Consider the following 17,656-nt stretch of genomic DNA (forward strand, 5'->3'; position numbering starts at 1 on the left):
GAGTCTAACCGGGCCCGAGCGCTTCGCGCGACTCGAACCGCCACACGGTGAACAGTGCCGCCGCGCCGACCCCGACCACGTCGCCGGGCGTGTCGTTGACGACGAGCGAGACGAGCAGCGCAGCGAGGAGCGCGTCGGTGACGGGCCGGCGCGGCCGGCGCGTCGCCACCCAGGCTGCCGGCACGAGCGAGGCGACCACGGCGAACGCGGGCCCGACGCCGGATGACGTGCGCCGCAGGGACGCCTCGAGCCGGCCGCCGATGTCCGAGAGCAGCGACGCCGGCCCGCCCGCGAGCGCGCTCGTAACGTGGCTGGCGCTACCGAGCAGGGCATCGAGGCCGACGAGCGCAGAGCCGGCGGCGACGGCGGCCGCGGCGAGCGAGAGCGCCCGTGCCGGCGTCAGCCGCAGTCGCAGCGTCCGCAGCACCAGAACGCCGTAGGCGGCGAGCAGCACGAGGAGGCCTCCGCCGTCGGCGCCGAAGCGGCTGCCGGCGACGGTGACGAGCGCGAGGCCGGCGACGATCACCCCGAGCCGCCGGAGCAGCGCCGCGCCGAGCAGGGCGGGGAGCAGCAGGAACGTCTCGAGCAGGTTCGAGACGCCGTAGAAGCGCCCCGCCTGCGACGGTCCGAACGGAGACAGCGCCACCGACTCGGGGTCGAGCCCGAACGCGAGCAGATATGCGCCGAGGAGCGCCGCGCAGGCGAGTCCGAGCGGGAGCACGAGCGCCGTCGCGGCCGCGAGCGCGACGACCCACGGCCCGGCGAGCCACAGGTTGCCGGCGAGGGCGAGCAGGAGCATGCGCGGGCCGAAGCGGGGACGGACGAGTGCCACCAGGTAGGCGAGAGCCGCGGCGAGGATGGAGAGCGGCAGGCGGATGCGGTCGTTGCGCTCGATGCGGCGCTCGAGCGCCCTGAGCGTGCCGACCGGGTCGTCGTCGGGCTCCCACCGCACCCGGCCCGTGGCGACGTCGGCGAGCGAGACGAGCCCGCGGATGCGGGTCGAGCTCGAGGTGAGCACGCCGTCTGCGCCGCCTCCGACGACGCCGATCGGGTAGCGCGCGTTCGCGCTACGGCCGGGCGGCGGCAGGACGACGAGCGTGTCCGGCGGGCCTCCCTGCCCGAGCGCGATCAGCGGCGTGCCCGCCGGCGTGCCGCCGTTCAGCGAGCTCCTCGCCCGCCCTGTCAGGAGCGTGTTGAGGGCGCTCTCGCGCGTCGTGGTCGGTCCTGCGCCCGGGACGGCGAGCCCGACCGCGCCCCGCCGTGCCGCCGCGGCCGGATCGAGCGACGGCACGACGCGCACGGCCGCGGCGGCGTCCGCCGCCGCGGCGAGGACGAGCAGGGAGAGAAGGAAGAGAATGCGCGGCATGCGCGGAGTCTCGCGCAATCCGGCGTGCGCGACCGCGCGCTAGGCTCGTGCGGTGATCGTCGCGCGCTCGATGGCGGAGGGCTGGCTCAGCAACGGCTACCTCGTGGGCGACGAGCCCGGCGGGGTGGCCGTGTTCGTCGACAGCGGCGCGCCGCTGCAGCCGCTGCTCGAGGTCGTCGAGCGCGAGCGCCTCACGCCGACGCACGTGCTCCGCACCCACGCGCATGGCGACCATGTCGTCCACGAGGACGAGCTCTGCGCGCGGTTCCGCATCGACGTCGTCAGCGGCGACCTCGTCAGCGGCGGCCTGCGCGTCCGCGCGCTCGCGCTTCCTGGCCACTCCGACGACGGCGTCGCCTTCGTCGTCAACGGCGAGCTCTGCTTCTCCGGCGACGTGCTGTTCCGGGACGCGGTCGGCGGCGGGCCCGCGGACGTCGTGCGCCGCTCCGTGATGGAGGGACTGATGACCCTCGACCCCGCGCTGCGGGTGCTGCCCGGGCACACCGAGGAGACGACGATCGGCCGCGAATGGGAGCACAACCCGTTCGTCCGCTACTGGCGCGGCGTCGCGCCGCCGCTCGGCGAGGCGGTGCGCGTGGCCGGCGAGGAGGCAGAGCTCGTCGTCTGGTCGCCCGACTACGACGGCAAGGGCAAGGCGCTCGTCCGCTTCGCCGGCGGTCGCGAGGCGATCGTCGGCGGCTCGCGCGTCGAGCGCGCCTGAGTCCGGCGGCGTCTCCTTCCGGGGGGACGCCCCTGAACATGTCCGCCCGGGACGGTACGGTCCAGCGCCGTGCGTCTCATCGTCGCCCGCTGCGAGGTCGTCTACTCCGGCCGTCTCGACGCCGTCCTGCCCGAGGCGGTGCGGCTCCTGATGCTGAAATCCGACGGCTCCGTGCTGGTGCACGCCGACAGCGGCGGCTTCAAGCCTCAGAACTGGATGACGCCGCCGACGGTGATCGAGCGCGAGGGAGACCCCCTCGAGCGCCTCGTCGTGCGCAAGCGCGCGGGCAGGACGGAGGACAGGCTCGACATCCGCGTCGTCGAGATCCTCAGCGACGTCGAGCATGACATGGGGGAGGCTGCCGCGCTCGCAAAGGACGGCGTCGAGCGTGACCTGCAGGAGCAGCTCGCCGCCCGGCCCGAGGCGCTCGGCGAGGATCTGCGGCTCGTGCGGCGCGAGTGGCCCACCGACATCGGCCCGGTCGACCTCATGTGCCGCGACGGCGACGGCGGCTGGGTGGCGGTCGAGATCAAGCGCGTCGCCACGCTCGACGCCGTCGAGCAGCTGACGCGGTATCTCGAGCGCATCCGGCCCGAGCCGGGGATGACCGCCTGCCGGGGCGTGCTCGCCGCGCAGAAGGTCGTCAAGCAGGCGCGCACGCTCGCCGAGGCGCGCGGGCTGCGCTGGGTCGAGGTCGATCTCGCGTCGTTGCGAAGTGAGAGGGAGCCCGAGCTGACGCTGTTCTCGGGCTGAAGCGGGCGGTGTCCGTTGTGGACACTTGCGCGGCCGGGGCGTACACTACATCCTATGCGTGTGGAAGTCGGTGTCCGTGAGCTGCGCGAGAACCTGTCCACGTGGCTCGACCGTGCGGCCGCGGGCGAGGAGATTCTTGTCACGGAGCGAGGGAAGCCGAAGGCGGTGCTCAGTGCCGCCGAGACCGCCTGGGATCGGATGGTTCGCGAGGGCCGCATCACTCCGGCCCGGGGTAACCCCAGGCCGCTGCCGCCTCCGATGAAGTGGGATGACGGCGGGCCGACGCTCATGGACTACCTCTGGTGGTCGCGCGGGAAGATCCCGTGGCCGGGACATGGCCCGGAACCAGGGACGGAAGACGACGAAGCTTGATCGCATACTTCGACGCGTCGGCGCTCGTGAAGCTGTTCCTCGACGAGGCCGACTCGGATATCGCACGGCATGTCTGGGGCAGCGGCGTGCGCCTCGCTACGAGTCGCGTGTCGCACGCGGAGCTTGCATGTGCCATGGCGGCCGCGGTTCGAGATGGGCGCCATGCAAGGGGAGCAGTTGATGCAGACGTTGTCGACGGAGCGTTTCTCGCAGATCGAGCAGACATCGTGGAGGCAGACGCCGGTGTCGTCGACACCGCGGCCTCTGTAGGAGTCCGGCACGGACTCCGCGGAGTGGATGCGATCCATGTGGCGAGCGCGATGCAGCTCGCTGCATTCGACCCGACCCTCGTCTCCTGGGACGAGTGCCAGCGCCAGGCAGCCCGTGCCGAGGGCCTCCCCGTCTACCCGGAGACGACGACGGCAGCCTTGAGGTAGTCGCGCGGTGGGTCAGCCAGGAGCCCCGCCACGCCCTCGAGCCCGACCTGGTGCGTGATCAGCCGCTCGAACGGGTAGGCGCCGCTGCCGAGGAACGCGAGCGCGGCGCGCACGTGTCGTGGTGCGTGGTGGAAAGCGCCTCGCAGCGTCACCTCCTCGTAGTGGATGCGGTACGGGTCGACCTCGACGCGGGCATCTCGCGGCAGGCCGCCGAAGGCGAGCACCGTGCCGCCGGGGCGGACGAGCGCGAGCGCGAGTTGCCATGCGTCGGCGCTGCCGGCCGCCTCGATGACGACGTCCGCGCCCGCACCGTCGCCCGGCTCGGCGCCGAAGAGCGGCGCCAGCGCTCGGCGTTCCGGCCTCGAGCCGACGCCGATCGGCCACCCGCCCGCGTCGGCGACGCAGGCGCAGAGCATGAGCCCGATCGGCCCGAGCCCGATCACCGCGACGGTGTCCCCGGCCTGAACGCCGGCGGCCTCGACGCCATGCAGGCAGCAGGCGAGCGGCTCCACCATCGCCGCCAGCTCGGCGGGCATCCCGGCCGGCACGGGGAGGAGGTTCACGCGCGCGATCCGCTCCGGCACGAGCACGAATTCGGCGTAGGCGCCGTTGAGCAGCGGCAAGAGGCTCGCGCACAGCGTCTCCTGGCCGCGCCGGCAGGCGTCGCAGGCGCCGCACGGGGCCGAGTTGGCGGCGACGACCCGGCGCCCGCTGGCGACGTCGACGCCGCACAGCTCGTGCCCGAAGGCGCTCGGGGGCGATCCGAGCAGGACGGGGTGCCCGCGCCGGAACGCCTTCGTGTCGGTGCCGTCGGTGAGCGCGACCTCGACCTGCACGAGCACGTCGCCGTCGGCCTGCGGCTCGGGCCGTGGCACGTCCTCGACCCGCAGGTCGCCGGGTCCGTGGAAGACGAGCGCCCTCACGGCGTGAGCACGACCTTGAGCGCCCCGGCGCCGCGGTGGAGCGCGAGCGCCTCGTCGAAGCGCTCGAGCGGCAGCACGGTCGGGTCGGGGAGGTCGATCTCGGGCAGGAGCGCGACGGCCTCCGCCATGTGGCGCGGCGAGGCGGAGCGCGAGCCGATCACGGTCAGCTCGCGGCGGTAGATGGGGTCGACGGGCACCACGCCGGCGTCCGCGAAGAGCAGCACGGTGCCGCCGGGCTCGACGGTGCGCAGGGCCGCCTCGCCGCCGCCCGCCGCGCACAGGACGACCGCGTCGACGGGGCCGTCGGGTGGACGTCCGGCGCGCGCCGGCTCCCGGTCGATCGCGAACACCTCGTCGCCGCGGCGCGTGAGCACGGCGCCGAAGAGGCGGCCGATGAATCCGTTGCCGACCACGAGAACGCGGCCGCGTGGCACGCGCTCCGCCCCGCGCAGCACGCAGGCGAGCGGCTCCACGAACGTGCCGCGGGCGTCGCTCACATCCGCCGGGAGCTCGAGCCAGCCGCCCGCGCGGACGCGCTCGGCGAAGCCGCCGGGCACGATCGTCGGCTCGGGAAAGCGCTCGCAGGTCGACTCGTGCCCGGCGCGGCAGCGCGGGCAGCTGCCGCAGCCGCTGTGGTGCACGAGTGCGACGCGGCGCCCGTCGGCGGTCTCCGCGACGACCTCGTGTCCGAGCACCGTGCCCGCGGGCGCGACCCCGATCTTCTCGACGTCGGAGCCGCAGAGCCCGCACGCGAGCACGCGCACGGGCTCGCCGCCGCCCGCCGGCTCGTCGATGTCGGCGAGCTCGGGCTCACCTCGGGCCCCTAGGACGACGGCGCGCACCGGCGTATCGTAGGCGTGGGAACGCCGACAATCGGAGGACGAGATGCCCGTGAAGCTCCACCGCTGCTCCGTGATGTGGCTCAAGACCGAAAGGCACCCCTGCTGGCGCGTGCAGAAGGCGCTCGACGACGCGGGGATCGAGTACGAGGTCGTGAAGGAGACACTGCTGCCGCGCAGCCGCCGCACGGCCGTGATCGAGCACACGGGCCAGAGTCGCCTGCCCGCGATCGAGCTCGAGGACGGCAGCTGGTTCCGCGAGGAATCGGCGCAGATGGCGCGGGCGATCAGCGAGGGGCGGCTGTCGCCGGGCCCGTCCGCGTAGACGTCGCTACAATGCTCGCCTCGCGGGGCTATAGCTCAGTTGGGAGAGCGCCTGGATCGCACCCAGGAGGTCGGCGGTTCGAGTCCGCCTAGCTCCATCCGTCATTTGCAGGGATTTTCATGTGTGCCCCTTCTGGGCCGCTCACCCGTTGCGACCCATATGCAACCCGGAGGATCGTGGAAGATCGGGCCGCAAGCGTCTTCGAGATGGAGATCAGTGGGCCCGCTACGTGCCCGTGGCGCGGTTTGCCTGACCGCGCACGAGCCGGTCGAGCGCGTCGCCAACGTCCGCGAAGGCGTCCGGGAACAGGTGCCCGTAGGTGTTGAGCGTGACGTTGATCGAGGTGTGACCGAGCTGCGCCTGGAGGAGCTTTGGGTGGGCGCCGGCAGCGACCATGAGCGCCGCGTAGGTATGGCGCAGATCGTGGAAGCGGAGCGGAGCGAGCCCAGCACGGGCGACCGCGGGCCGGAAGATCCGGGCCATGAAGTTGTCCTTGCGCCACACGGCGCCGCCTGGGGTGGGGAAGACGAGCCCGAGCTCGTTGTTGGTGCGAGCCTCGAGTTGCTTGCGGAGGACGAGGAGAGCCCGAGCGGAGAAGTGAACGTTCCGGCGGCCCGCGCTCGTCTTGGTCGGGACGATCTTCCCTTCACGGGCGCCGGCTTCGACGAGCAGCCGTCCGGCGGCGAGGTCGATGGTCCGCTCACGCAGCGCGAAGAGCTCTCCTTGACGGAGTCCCGTTAGGCACGCGAAGCGGATCAGGTTCCCGAAGGGCTCAACGGTTTCGCTGGCCAGGTCGTCGACCTGCGGCCAGCCGAGGAAGCGCATCTCCGAGCGCTCCCGTCGAGGGGGACGGACTCGGAGGGCCGCTTCGTCGATCACCTGACCTCGCTCCTTCGCGGCGCGGAGGATCATCTTGAGCGTGTCGAGCATCAGCTCGGCCGATCGCGGAGCCCCGCGAGCTACCGCGAAGACGTGATCCTCGACGTCGGCTGCGCGGATCGTTTCGAGCTGCCAGCCGTCGAACACGGATAGGTGTTTGAGCGAGCCGTGACAACTCGCGAGGGTCGCGGGCCGCACGCGCTGGGCGTAACGCTCGAGCCAGGTCGCCGTGAACTCGCCGAACGTCTGCGCGCGAGCCGGGTACGCGGCGCCGAGTGCGATCCGCCGGTTGATCTCGTCCCGGAGCAACTCGGCATCGCGCTTGCGCGAGCCGACGGTTTGCCAGCGGTATCGCCCGTGGGGAAGAGGCTGCTTGACGGCCCACGAGCTCCCGCGCCTGACGATGCAGGCTTTCCGTCTCACGCGGCCGCGGGCCCGTCCTCGAACAGGCGGGGCTGAGCCGCCCGCGTGGGTCGCGCCGACCGATGTTTGACTGGACGGGGCCGGTGCACCACCACCCGGGGCGCTGAAGCGTCGCGGTGCTGGGCGATCCAACCGTCGACCTCGTCGGGTCGAAACCGACGGGTACCCCCGATCTTGTAGCTCGGTAGCTTCCCTGCCGCGGCCTGGTCGTAGACCCAGTTCTCGTGGACGCGGAGCAGCTCGGCGACCTGGCGGACGGTCAGCATCGGCTCGTTCACAGCGCCCCTCCTCATGTGATGGAGTAGAAAGCATAAACGCATCACGAGCTTATATCAAGTCATTACGGAGGAAAGCAGTAGAATTGCCTCATGCGTGGCGGCGAGTTGATCCGTGAGGCGCGATCACGCGCCGGCCTGACGCAGGCCGAACTCGCGGAACGCGCCCAGCGCGACCGGTCCGTCATCGCTCGCTGGGAGCAGGGGATCGTGTCGCCGCCGGTCGAGAGCCTGATCGCATGCGTACAAGCATGTGGTTACGACCTCCCTCTCGTTCTCGTCCCACTGGACACGGCCGACGACGAGCGTTTGCGACAGGCACTCAGGCTCTCGCCGCTGGAGCGCGCCCGGCAGATGCTCGAGCAACTAGCGCACGAGCGGGAAGGCCGTGGCTAATGGTCGAACGCGAGCCCACCGACGTCTTCGATCCGTTTGCCGTTCTCACGACCCTCGCCAGAGAGCGAGTCTCCCACGTCGTGATCGGCGGTTTCGCTCGCGTGCTCCAGGGAACAGCCGAAGTGACGCGAGGTCTCGACCTCACCCCCTCGCTCCACCCGACCAACGTCAGCAACCTTGTCCGTGCACTCGATCATCTCGATGCGACTACCTCGGATGGACAGGCTCTCTCGCCCGACCTCTTCGAGCGGGAGCCGTTTTTGGTTCTAAGCACCTCGGCCGGCGAGCTCAAGATCGTGAGCGGACCCGAAGGGACGCGCGGATACGACGACCTCCGGCGCCACGCGGCCGCCGAGTTCCTCGGACCGGGCCTGCGAGTTCAGGTCGCCTCACCCGGGGACCTCGCACGCATGCTCGGAGCGCTCAGCCGAGAGGGCGACCTCGAACCACTCGTTCGCCTCCGCCGGTTGATGGAGCTCGAGCGGCAGATGACGCGCGGTCGCGGCATCTCCATGGAACGCTGACTCAGCGCAGGCCCGCTCCAAGGCCGCGCGTACAGCAACTGCCAGTCTGAATAGTCGGCGAGACACATATGCACCATGGTGCATATACGGATCAGAGTTTGTGTATGCTGTTCGCATGTCACGCCGCCGGCTACGGCGCAGAACGCAGAAGGCACATCGTCACGCACCTGTGGCGAGCGCCCCGGTCGCCGAGCGGGGGGTCGTGCTCGAGGCGACCCGCGTCGAGAGGCTCGCCTACACCCGATGCCAGGCTGCCGAGGCACTCGGCATCAGTACCTCGACCTTCAACCGGCGTGTCTTCCCGTTCGTCGAGGCGCTGGAGATGGACTGGGGCACACACCTCATCCCCGTCGACGAGCTGGAGCGGTTCCTCGCCGAGCGGCGGCGAGCCGCTGGCGCGGCGCCGCGAGGGCCGGGGAGGTCGGGGCGGAAGTCAAACCTTCCCGACGAGGTCATGGCGCGTATCCGTGAGGAGCGCGCATCTGGCACGAGCCTCGCCGAGATCGCGCGCGGGCTCAACGCCGATCGCCTCCAAACTTCACAGGGTGGTCGGCGATGGTGGCCATCGACAGTGCGCGCCGTCCTCACCCGAACGGGCGCGCCGTGACTTGATTTTGTTGGGGAAGCCCTCCTGCGTACCGCGCTCGCAGTCGTCGGCTCACGTTCGCTGACCCGGGAAGGGCGCGCCGACGGAGTTCTCCCTTTCAGGCGAGCATCGACCGTCGCACGTGGTCTAAAGCCTTGTGATACGTTCAGCGCAAGCGCGACGTGCGGCTCGTGCGGAGTTGGGTATTTACCGTCTGTATGCACGTGGCAGCTCGTTGGAGGTGCGATCGACAGTTGAGCGTCGAGCGGCATCTACCTGTCCAATCTGGAAGCGGCCCGCCGGGGGAGGCGTTGAGCCGACGCCAGGCGGAAGTGTTGGGCCTGGTGAAGGCAGGGTTTGACAACACTGAGATAGCGGAGCGACTTGGAATTTCGGTGCGGACGGTGCGCGTGCATACCGATGCGCTTAAGATGAAACTTGGTGTGAGGCGTCGTTCTGAGCTAATTCGCGTCGATGTATCACAGCGCTAGCCAGGTGTCTGCCGCGTAACGAGGGAACGGCTGAGGCCACGTCCCGTCAAGTGGTGTGTGAGTTTGACTGTGTCATCCTCGTGTGAGGTGAGCGCTTTGGCGATCGACTCGATGCTCATGTAGCGACGGGCGACGGCCCATTCGTCGTGCTGTTCGGCGATCACGGCGCCGATCAAGCGGATGATCGAGGGGCGGTCGGGGAAGATGCCGACGACGTCGGTGCGGCGGCGGATCTCGCGGTTCAAGCGTTCGAGCGGGTTGTTGCTCCAGAGCAGGCGCCAGTGCTCTTTCGGCTGGCCGATGAAGGCGAGGATCTCGGCCGCCTCCACCGAGCATCGTGGCGGCAGCGGGGAAGCGCTCCTCGAGCTGGCAGACGACGCGGCCGAGCTGCTCACGCACACTTGCTTCGTCGGGCTGGGCGAAGATCGAGCGCACCAAGGTGGCCACGAACGGCTGTGCGCTCTTGGGCACCCGCGTCAGCAGGTGCGCATGAAGTGGGTGCGGCATCGCTGCCAGGCGGCGCCCGGCAAGGTCGAGGCGATCGCGTCGACCAAGCCGGGGTGCGCGTCCGAGGTGACGAGCCGCACGCCCGCAGGCCGCGGGCGACGAGACCGCGCAGGAACGCGGTCCAGGCGGCCCGTCCTCGCTGGTGACGACATCGAGGCCCAACGACTCGCGGAAACCCTCCCTGTTGAGGCGACGGCGTGCACGACGCAAGCGTTGACGATGCGGCCGCCCTCGCGGCACTTGACCACGAGCGTGTCCAGCATCAGGTACGGGTAGGGAGCCCCATCCAGCGGTCGGCTGCGGAAGTCCTCGACGAGCTCGTCCAGGCTCTTCGCCAACCTCGACACCTGGCTCTTCGAGAGCCGTTCGATCCCGAGTTGCTGCACGAGCTTCTCGACCCTGCGGGTGGAGATGCCGGCCAGGTAGGCGTCGGCGACGACGCTGACGAGCGCCTGCCCGGCCCGCCGCCACGGGCAGCAGCGGCCAGTCGGGGAAGTAACTCCCCTCCCGCAACTTCGGGATCGCCAACGGATCGTGCCGACCTCGTGTCCCAGGAACGCTCGCGGTAGCCGTTACGGATGTTGACCCGCGCCGGCGAGCGCTCCCCATGGGCGGCACCACAGAGCGAGTCAGCGTTGGCGCCCATCAGCGGGTCGCGTCCCGTAAGCCGGGGGAATTGAGTCGGGCGTAGCCTCCGCGTTGACCTGGTAGTCGGCGAGGAGGTACGCCCTGATGGCGAGCATAGTCCCGAGCGAGCGGTTGCGCCGCGAGCTCTAAGAGATCGTCGCCGGTGTCGGCGACGAGCCGGATCCGATCGAGGCGATCGGCCGTCTCGGTGCGCGGTTGATCTTGCAGCAGGCGCTGGAGGAGGAGCTAACCGAGTTCTTCGGCCGAGGGCGCTACGAGCGTCGCGGCGAGCCGGTCTCGTACCGGAACGGCTACGAGTCGGTGACGGTGAAGACGACGAGCGGCCCGCTCGCGCTGGAGCGGCCGCGGCTGCGCAACGCGTCTGCGTTGGGTTTCGCGAGCGAGGTGGTCGGCAAGGGCGTGGTGCGCACGCACGCGCTGGAGGCGCTGGTGATCGTCTCCTTCCTGCGTGGGCTGTCGGTGCGTGACGTCGAGGCGGCGCTCGAGGAGGCGTTCGAGGGGCCGGTCGTCTCGAAGTCGACGGTCAGCCGCATCTGCGCCGACACGCGCGAGCGCTACCGCGCCTGGTGTCGTCGGCGCCTGGACGAGCACGACCTCGTCTACTGCTTCCTGGACGCGATCTACCTGAAGCTGCGGCCCGACGACACGCCCGCCGAGGGTGTCCTCGTCGCCTCGGGCGTGACGCTCGAGGGCCGCAAGGTCCTGCTCGGTCTCCAGCTCGGAAGCCGTGAGAGCTACGAGGACTGGCTCGACTTCGGACGCGACCTGATCGGGCGCGGGCTCCGTTCGCCGGCGCTCCTGATCGCCGACGGTGCGCCCGGTCTCTGGAAGGCGGCGCGCGAGCTCTGGCCGGCTGCGCTCGAACAACGCTGCACCGTCCACGCGCTCCGCAACGTGACCAAGAAGCTGCCCGAGCGGCTGCACCGGGAGCTGAAGGCGCGCTACTGGCGGATCCTCGACGAGGCCGGCTCCGCGGCGGAGGCGCGCACGGGCTTGCTCGCGCTGGTCGCCGACTACCGCTCCGCGTACCCCTCGGCGATGGCCGTGATCGAACGCGACCTCGACGCGCTCGTCTGCCACCTGCGCTTCCCCTCCGAGCACCGCAAGCGGATCCGCAGCACCAACCCGCTCGAGCGCAGCTTCGTCGAGGTCAGACGACGGACGAAGGTGATCGGCCGCTTCCCCGGCGAGACCTCGGCGCTCTGCCTGATCTGGGCCGTGCTCGAGCTCCCCTCGCGCGGCTGGCGCGGCGTCCTCATGAGCCCGCGCGCGGTCGCCGAGATCGAACGGCTGCGACGAAGCCCAACCACCAACGAACCGAACACACCCTCGACCGAGGAGGTGATCGCAGCCTAAGATCGCATCCAAGCAGAGCTACCCCCGGACGAATTCACCCGGACGATGGGACGCCACCCATCAGCGCCTCCGCGGACCCCTGCACCATCTCACGCAACAAATCCGGGGACGCCGACTCCAACTGCTTGCGCAGCCAGCTCGAAATGTCCATGGTGGCCTCGACCACCGTGCTCCTCCTTCGATCGTCTTCGCGGACAGATCGAGGATGACGCGGTGGTCACTCAAACACCACAACCGGGGACGCTAACCAGCGTGTCCGTCTCAGCACGCCAGCGGCCGGAGGTTGCGATGACAGGTCGAGAGCGTTTGCTCTCCCAACAGCTACGCAGCCGCTGAGCGACGCGGCGAACAAGGACATTGTCATGAGTTGACATCTTGACCAAGTTGAGAGTCGACGTGTAGTTGTGTAGACGTCAGTCTCATGCTCGCCTCAGCCACTCACGTCGCGATGGCCGTTAGTTCGCCGGTGTCCATTCCGCGTTCTTCCAAATTCGATTGTTGGCAGATCGACTATTGGCAGACCAGGTTGCATTCGCCAGACGAGCTTGGGCCGTGGAATAGCGAGGCGCGCCGATGTTTGCTCGAGCATAGGTTGCGGACCATATGACACTGACTTGGATTCTGTTGCAGGCTGGCTCATGTAGAGGGACGGGCTAATCGTAGGAGGTTACAGTTGAGATTCTCGAGACGTTCCTTCGTAGTGCGCTCAGGCAGTTTGCTGGCGGCCATGGGTGCGCCGTTCGCAGTATCTCCAGGGAAACTGCTGGCTGCAGTGACCCCATCCAAGCCATCTTCGGAAGGCATGTCGTCCGTGACGGGAGTGTCCTCGGCCGGAGTTCAGGTTGCCAGTCGAGCCGGGGTAATTCCGATAGAAGGCTTCCCAGACGGGTGGGCGGTCGAGGTAGGCGACCACATCGCACTCATGCCATCACTCGTCAGTTCGACGGCCGACGTACGTGCTTTCCCGGTCGTCCATTGGAAAAGTACCCGAGTCACCGAGCCTGCGAACTTGATCCCGGGGGCGTTACTCCCTGGAGATCCTTCGCTTAGGCTAGAAAGCTCAGCAGTGATTTCGAATTTCGGGTGGGAACGTGATGATACGACGGCACGTGTGTGCGTCGTCGATCGTGACCCGGCATCTGGGCCTGATCGAATAATCGCCATCAGGTGGTAGTGACCGTCTCATACGCCGCCGCTATCGCTACGTGTGCCGTTCTCGGTTGGTCTGGTTTGTCGAAGGTCCATAGTTTCCAAGCCTTTGTTGCGTCGCTAGGTGAGCTACAGCTTCAACGGCGTGCAGCCGAAGTGGCCGCGGTCATCGTCGTTGCGTGCGAGATTGGCGTGCCGCTCAGCGTTGTCGTAGGCCTGATCGGGATCGGCGCCGTCCAGGTCGTAATTCTCGCCGTGTCCTTCGCCGCAGCGGGTGCATGGGCCGCTGTGCGACACCTGAACGTGCCGTGCCGCTGCTTGGGCTCGGTCTCGCGGCGTCGCATTGGCTGGCATCAGGTGGCACTGCTGCCTCTGTGGGCGGTTGGTGCGTATTCAGTTAGCAGCCTGCCAACGTCGACTTTCGAAACGCGCCTTGATGTCATGGTAATTGCCCTTGTCGCAATGACATTGCTGCGGTCGTTTTCGTGCATGCAGGGATTCAGTCGCGCGCGCAATGACCGACGTGCCTACGCTGGGGGCTGATTGCCATGACGTCCAGTATTGTCGTCGCGATCATAGCTCTTCTCGCAGTCGGAGAGTTCCTGCTGTTTGGTGCTCTGGCAGAGACTTACAGAGACATCGCGCAGATACGCAGCGAAACCGGCGTTATCGATCAGCTGCAGCCAGTCGACTTGGGGGACGGTCTCGACGGCCGTCCTAGCGCGTTCGGGCTCGACCCTTCACTCGACACGGCAAGCAAGGGCCTCGCGCTCTTCGTCGACAGCCGCTGCGGCACCTGCCAGCTGATCGTCCGCTCGTTGAACGGTGGTCTACCCCTCGGAACCTCGCTTATCCTCTTCGCGGAAACAGAACGCAAGGGCATCCAGTGGTTCGAAGACAACGGCTTTGACTACGAGGGATTGTCTGATCTACCGGTAACGATTGCGACACCCGGGGACCCAAATCCACTTGGGGTTGACGTAACACCACTTGCCGTCGAAGTGGTGCACGGCAAGATCGCTCGTGCGTTCGCTGTCCCGTCCATCCGGCGCTTCTATGCACTGATTCCCGCCCCCCATCAGCTTCAAGCGCCCGCCACTAGACCGGAGGTACTAGCATGATCTCAGACGTCCGCACAGAAGACAGGATCATTGACGACGACTCCCGTGGGTCCCTCCCGGTGGCGGCGAGAGACGAGATGCGTCGTACGGGCGGGCCGTTCACCCGCCTATCGCTTTTCGGCGCTGCGTTCGTCGCCGCTCTCGCGAAGACGTGGGTCGATGCTCCAGACGCTCGCGCGAGTCCATATTGCTGCGACCTCTGGTTTCCAAATGGGCCGTGGTGCGGTGGAACTCAAGGCAGCGGGAACTTCTCGTGCCCAACGGGAAAAGTCAAGCGAAGTTGGACATGTTGCGCGCCGGCGGGTTTGGTGTCGTGCTGGGAATGCGCGACCGGCCCAACATGCTATGACGGCCCCTTCTCCTGCTCGAATTACAGTATCGCACCGGGTTGTTGACGAGTTGAAAAGTTGTCAATTGTGACTGAAGTCATTATTCTCCTAGCCGTAGCGGCGGGTTTCGTCCAGTTGTTTAGCCCCTGAGGACTGTCGTTCCTCGGAACAATGTCCGTCGTGAAGGGACAACTTCGACCCCAGCTAAACGTAATCTCTCGCTTCATCGGTGGGTTCATCGCCAGTGCGACAGTGATGTTCGCGGTGCTTGTCGCGTTTGGTCATTCAGTATTCGCTGTATTGCCCGTCACGCAGCGGGGCTATCTGGTAGCGGCGCTATTCCTGATGTGTGTCATGACCGATTTACGCGATGTAGCTCGACGAGCAAATTACTCAGCTTTCTCTTGGCAACGTCAGACTCCCGAGCGCATCGCAACTGACCTTGGTATCCGACGAGCGTCCTTAGCCTGGGGTCTGGACACCGGGCTTGGCTTCACGACCTACCGCGTGACCTCGATGTACTGGCTTGTGGTGGCGTCCGCTCTCATGGGGTTCGCACCGTGGTGGATAGGGACGGCTTACGCAGTTGGCTTTCTAGGGCCCCTTGCTGCTGGGTGGAGCGCCGCTCTTGTCGTCCCGGGAGAGTCCCCGGCTGTTCGAATGGCAGAGATTGCTACTGCACACATTCGAGACGTGCGGGTTCTTGCCTTTCTGCTTCTCCTTGCGAGTAGTATGTGGTACGTTTCATCTCTAGCGAGTTTTTGAGGTGAGCGATGAAGGCTTTCCGATATGGCGACGAGTTTGTCGCGAAGGTTCAGACAGGGCGACGAGTGAGAAGGACATTGTCATTTGCGAGACCGCCCAGGCGGCGTTACCGTTTGCGCGTGAAACTGGTGATGCTAGGGGCTGTTGCTGCCGTTTGGATTGCGGGCGGGCTAGCGTGGGCGTCCGCTAAGTCGTACGCGAGTGACACCTCCACGATTGGTGTGGCGGCTTGCCGGACAACCCCCCCATCCCGGAACCCGGCCGCGTGGGCGCGCCAATACGGTATCCGTATCGACTCGCTCTCGGGCAATGGCGACATCTATGCAGTGCTACCTCGCTGGCCCGCGGTTCGATTGAGCGATGGCTCTCTTCACGCGAAGATCCCTTGGTTGTTCTCGCCGCGATCGTTCGATCATATTGCCACGGTGCGGTTCAGCGTACGCGCTGCGAACGGGCGCCTGGCGGGATCGTTGACTAGTAGTAGTCTGGGGTCGGCCACAGCCGGTGGGACGGTAGGTCTTGGGCACATTGGCCCCCTACCGACCTCGCTTAATGTCCCGCGGGCGGGGTGCTACCGCCTAACTGCTCAAGCTGGAAGCTTGGCGTATAGCGCTTACGTACGAGTGTATTAGCCACCGGATGCTGGTTGCTAGATGGCGCGTGCCGATGATCCAGAGTACTCAACGAGTCTGGCGTCTTCGGTGTCTCGCGCAGCAATAGCAAACCACTCGACATCGTGGGTTCGGGTCGCGACTCACCGTCCGAGGTCTGGCTACTAACCTGGCGAGCAAATAGCCGACGGCTGGGGTAGTGTTGGGGTGTGGTTTCTGATGCTCGGGTGTGGTCGCAGGCGGAGCAGGAGCGGGTGCGCCGGTTGGCGGTCGCGGCGGTGGTCGGGCAGGGGTTGAGCGTGGCCGCGGCGGGGCGGGTGTTCGGGGTTTCGCGACAGACGGTGTCGGGGTGGGTGAACGGTTTTCGGCGTCAGGGCGAGTCGGCGTTGGCGGCGGGGCGGCGGGGCCGGCGGGCCGGGGAGCAGCAGGCGTTGCCGCCGTGGATGCAGGGGCAGTTGGTGCAGACGATCCGTGGTCGCAACCCTGATCAGCTGCGGCTGCCGTTCTCTCTCTGGACGCGCGAGGCCGTGCGCGAGCTGATCCGCAGCAGGTATGGGATCGAGCTCGCGCTGACGACGGTCGGTCAGTACCTGAAGCGGTGGGGGTTCACGCCGCAGAAGCCGGTGCAGCGGGCGTTCGAGCAGAATCCGGTTGCGGTCGCGCGCTGGTTGGAGCGCGAGTACCCGGCGATCGAGGCGCGAGCCAAGCGGGAAGGCGCGCGGATCCTTTGGGCCGACGAGATGGGCCTCCGCTCCGACCAGGCCGCCGGCCGCTCCTTTGCGCCCCGGGGTCGCACCCCGGTCGTCGGCAAGACGGGACGGCGGTTCGGCTGCAACGTGATCCAGGCGGTCTCCAACCGGGGCGAGCTCTGCTTCCGCGTCTTCGAGGGCAGCTTCACCCAGGCCGTCTACCGCGACTTCCTGAAACGGCTGCTCAAGCAGGCGGCCGGCCGCAAGCTCTACCTGATCGTCGACGGGCACCCCGTCCACCGCGGCAAGAACGTCAACGCCTGGCTGGCCGAGCGGGCCGAGCTGATCGAAGTCCACCGGCTGCCCGGCTACAGCCCCGAGCTCAACCCCGCCGAGCTCCTCAACAACGACACCAAGCACGCCGCACTCACCCGGCGCAGGCCACGCGACCCGGACGAGCTCCTCGACGGCACCCGTAGCCACCTCCACCGCCGTCAGAAACAACCACACGTGATCCGCAGCTTCTTCCACCACCCCGACGTCGCCTACGCAGCCTGACCGTCAGCCAATTGCCTGCCGAGTTAGTAACCCTGCGAGGTGGTCGCGTCCCGTAAGCCGGGGGAATTGAGTCGGGCGTAGCCTCCGCGTTGACCTGGTAGTCGGCGAGGAGGTACGCCCTGATGGCGAGCATAGTCCCGAGCGAGCGGTTGCGCCGCGAGCTCTAAGAGATCGTCGCCGGTGTCGGCGACGAGCCGGATCCGATCGAGGCGATCGGCCGTCTCGGTGCGCGGTTGATCTTGCAGCAGGCGCTGGAGGAGGTGGCAGGCCCCCGTTTGTAGGTCCGGTCGTTATGAGAGTCGCGTTGTCAGTTTGGTCTCCAGCTTGCGGCGTAGGCGGCCGGGGTCTTCCAGCCGAGGCTGCCGTGCGGCCGTTGGGTGTTGTAGATCTTTCTCTGACGGCGATCGCCGAAGTTCCCCACCCTCGATCGTCGAAGTTCCTCAGCTGAGCGTCGGGCCGGCCGCATAGGCCAACAGCGGGACCCCCTCCCACGCTTGCGGTGTCAACCGCCGCAGCGACAAGAGGAGGCCGCGCGGGATGCTGACAGAGGAGGAGTTCGTGGAAGCGAGTGCTCTACACCGCCGCGGGTGGTCGATCTCGGCGATCGCCCGCC

Annotated in this window: 20 protein-coding genes, 1 tRNA gene and 2 pseudogenes; 14 read left to right on the forward strand and 9 right to left on the reverse strand. The window is 67.9% G+C overall.

The genetic code is table 11. The annotated features are described in order from the left end of the window. Positions 1-4: 4 nt before the first annotated feature. Positions 5-1,366, reverse strand: coding sequence for a hypothetical protein (locus Gocc_RS08860; RefSeq protein WP_114796159.1), 1,362 nt, complete (start codon positions 1,364-1,366; stop codon positions 5-7). Positions 1,367-1,418: 52 nt separating this feature from the next. Here Gocc_RS08860 and Gocc_RS08865 point away from each other — a divergent pair, with 52 nt between their 5' ends. From Gocc_RS08865 to Gocc_RS08880, 4 genes are all read left to right on the forward strand, one after another. Then, complete coding sequence (locus Gocc_RS08865) at positions 1,419-2,087, forward strand: MBL fold metallo-hydrolase (protein ID WP_114796160.1); 669 nt, start codon at positions 1,419-1,421, stop codon at positions 2,085-2,087. Positions 2,088-2,156: 69 nt separating this feature from the next. Then, positions 2,157-2,840 (forward strand): endonuclease NucS, encoded by a 684-nt coding sequence (gene nucS, locus Gocc_RS08870; protein ID WP_114796161.1) that lies wholly within the window; start codon positions 2,157-2,159, stop codon positions 2,838-2,840. Positions 2,841-2,894: 54 nt separating this feature from the next. Continuing rightward, positions 2,895-3,212, forward strand: coding sequence for a type II toxin-antitoxin system Phd/YefM family antitoxin (locus Gocc_RS08875; RefSeq protein WP_114796162.1), 318 nt, complete (start codon positions 2,895-2,897; stop codon positions 3,210-3,212). Then, the gene (locus Gocc_RS08880) at positions 3,209-3,649 is read left to right on the forward strand and encodes a type II toxin-antitoxin system VapC family toxin (protein ID WP_181813495.1); all 441 of its coding nucleotides are present in this window, start codon (positions 3,209-3,211) and stop codon (positions 3,647-3,649) included. The genes Gocc_RS08875 and Gocc_RS08880 overlap by 4 nt, the downstream gene beginning before the upstream one ends. On the opposite strand, the gene Gocc_RS16145 is transcribed toward Gocc_RS08880, so the two are convergent. Together Gocc_RS16145 and Gocc_RS08895 are read right to left on the reverse strand one after the other, a co-directional pair. Beyond that, a complete protein-coding gene (locus tag Gocc_RS16145; protein WP_181813496.1) occupies positions 3,616-4,572 on the reverse strand; it encodes a zinc-dependent alcohol dehydrogenase in 957 nt (318 codons plus the stop codon). The two genes, Gocc_RS08880 and Gocc_RS16145, sit on opposite strands and share 34 nt — an antisense overlap. Beyond that, positions 4,569-5,414, reverse strand: coding sequence for an alcohol dehydrogenase catalytic domain-containing protein (locus Gocc_RS08895; protein ID WP_181813497.1), 846 nt, complete (start codon positions 5,412-5,414; stop codon positions 4,569-4,571). The genes Gocc_RS16145 and Gocc_RS08895 overlap by 4 nt, the downstream gene beginning before the upstream one ends. A 43-nt stretch (positions 5,415-5,457) precedes the next feature. Between Gocc_RS08895 and Gocc_RS16150 the strand changes: the two genes are divergently transcribed. Further along, complete coding sequence (locus tag Gocc_RS16150) at positions 5,458-5,736, forward strand: glutathione S-transferase N-terminal domain-containing protein (RefSeq protein ID WP_181813498.1); 279 nt, start codon at positions 5,458-5,460, stop codon at positions 5,734-5,736. Between the two features lie 24 nt (positions 5,737-5,760). After that, a tRNA-Ala gene (locus tag Gocc_RS08900) sits at positions 5,761-5,833 on the forward strand. A 128-nt stretch (positions 5,834-5,961) separates the two neighbouring features. Here Gocc_RS08900 and Gocc_RS08905 read toward each other — a convergent pair. Together Gocc_RS08905 and Gocc_RS08910 are read right to left on the reverse strand one after the other, a co-directional pair. Continuing rightward, the gene (locus Gocc_RS08905; protein ID WP_181813499.1) at positions 5,962-7,038 is read right to left on the reverse strand and encodes a tyrosine-type recombinase/integrase; all 1,077 of its coding nucleotides are present in this window, start codon (positions 7,036-7,038) and stop codon (positions 5,962-5,964) included. After that, the gene (locus tag Gocc_RS08910) at positions 7,035-7,331 is read right to left on the reverse strand and encodes a helix-turn-helix domain-containing protein (protein ID WP_114796165.1); all 297 of its coding nucleotides are present in this window, start codon (positions 7,329-7,331) and stop codon (positions 7,035-7,037) included. Before Gocc_RS08910 ends, Gocc_RS08905 begins: the two co-directional genes overlap by 4 nt. Before the next feature lie 75 nt (positions 7,332-7,406). Between Gocc_RS08910 and Gocc_RS08915 the strand changes: the two genes are divergently transcribed. The 4 genes from Gocc_RS08915 to Gocc_RS17095 all read left to right on the forward strand — a co-directional run bounded on the left by Gocc_RS08915 (position 7,407) and on the right by Gocc_RS17095 (position 9,310). Beyond that, entirely contained in the window at positions 7,407-7,709 is a 303-nt protein-coding gene (locus tag Gocc_RS08915) for a helix-turn-helix domain-containing protein (protein ID WP_114796166.1), read from the forward strand. Next, positions 7,709-8,233 carry a hypothetical protein gene (locus Gocc_RS08920; RefSeq protein ID WP_114796167.1) on the forward strand — a complete coding sequence of 175 codons (525 nt, stop codon included), beginning with the start codon at positions 7,709-7,711 and terminating at the stop codon, positions 8,231-8,233. Before Gocc_RS08915 ends, Gocc_RS08920 begins: the two co-directional genes overlap by 1 nt. A gap of 169 nt (positions 8,234-8,402) precedes the next feature. Then, positions 8,403-8,840 (forward strand): recombinase family protein, encoded by a 438-nt coding sequence (locus Gocc_RS08925; protein WP_181813500.1) that lies wholly within the window; start codon positions 8,403-8,405, stop codon positions 8,838-8,840. Positions 8,841-9,037: 197 nt separating this feature from the next. Beyond that, positions 9,038-9,310 carry a response regulator transcription factor gene (locus Gocc_RS17095; RefSeq protein WP_114796216.1) on the forward strand — a complete coding sequence of 91 codons (273 nt, stop codon included), beginning with the start codon at positions 9,038-9,040 and terminating at the stop codon, positions 9,308-9,310. Here Gocc_RS17095 and Gocc_RS16730 read toward each other — a convergent pair. The 3 genes and pseudogenes from Gocc_RS16730 to Gocc_RS17100 all read right to left on the reverse strand — a co-directional run. Beyond that, positions 9,307-9,627 (reverse strand): annotated as a pseudogene (locus Gocc_RS16730) (transposase); the annotation flags it as partial. The gene Gocc_RS17095 and the pseudogene Gocc_RS16730 overlap by 4 nt on opposite strands. A 159-nt stretch (positions 9,628-9,786) precedes the next feature. Then, the gene (locus Gocc_RS16735) at positions 9,787-10,371 is read right to left on the reverse strand and encodes a transposase (protein ID WP_340148095.1); all 585 of its coding nucleotides are present in this window, start codon (positions 10,369-10,371) and stop codon (positions 9,787-9,789) included. A gap of 35 nt (positions 10,372-10,406) precedes the next feature. Next, positions 10,407-10,463 (reverse strand): annotated as a pseudogene (locus Gocc_RS17100) (hypothetical protein); the annotation flags it as partial. Positions 10,464-10,660: 197 nt separating this feature from the next. Here Gocc_RS17100 and Gocc_RS08940 point away from each other — a divergent pair. Further along, entirely contained in the window at positions 10,661-11,821 is a 1,161-nt protein-coding gene (locus tag Gocc_RS08940) for an IS256 family transposase (protein ID WP_181813502.1), read from the forward strand. A gap of 34 nt (positions 11,822-11,855) precedes the next feature. Here the strand turns inward: Gocc_RS08940 and Gocc_RS16935 are convergent, their stop codons facing one another. Then, positions 11,856-11,987, reverse strand: coding sequence for a hypothetical protein (locus tag Gocc_RS16935; protein ID WP_281268435.1), 132 nt, complete (start codon positions 11,985-11,987; stop codon positions 11,856-11,858). 1,007 nt (positions 11,988-12,994) lie between these two features. Between Gocc_RS16935 and Gocc_RS17105 the strand changes: the two genes are divergently transcribed. The 3 genes from Gocc_RS17105 (at position 12,995) to Gocc_RS08955 (ending at position 17,043) form a co-directional block, all read left to right on the forward strand. After that, positions 12,995-13,513, forward strand: a complete 519-nt coding sequence (locus Gocc_RS17105; protein WP_422717990.1) for a MauE/DoxX family redox-associated membrane protein — start codon at positions 12,995-12,997, stop codon at positions 13,511-13,513. Positions 13,514-13,518: 5 nt separating this feature from the next. Then, the gene (locus Gocc_RS08950) at positions 13,519-14,091 is read left to right on the forward strand and encodes a hypothetical protein (protein WP_114796171.1); all 573 of its coding nucleotides are present in this window, start codon (positions 13,519-13,521) and stop codon (positions 14,089-14,091) included. 1,914 nt (positions 14,092-16,005) lie between these two features. Then, the gene (locus tag Gocc_RS08955; protein WP_114796172.1) at positions 16,006-17,043 is read left to right on the forward strand and encodes an IS630 family transposase; all 1,038 of its coding nucleotides are present in this window, start codon (positions 16,006-16,008) and stop codon (positions 17,041-17,043) included. Positions 17,044-17,656: the final 613 nt, after the last annotated feature.

This window comes from Gaiella occulta (genome assembly GCF_003351045.1).
GTDB lineage: Bacteria > Actinomycetota > Thermoleophilia > Gaiellales > Gaiellaceae > Gaiella > Gaiella occulta.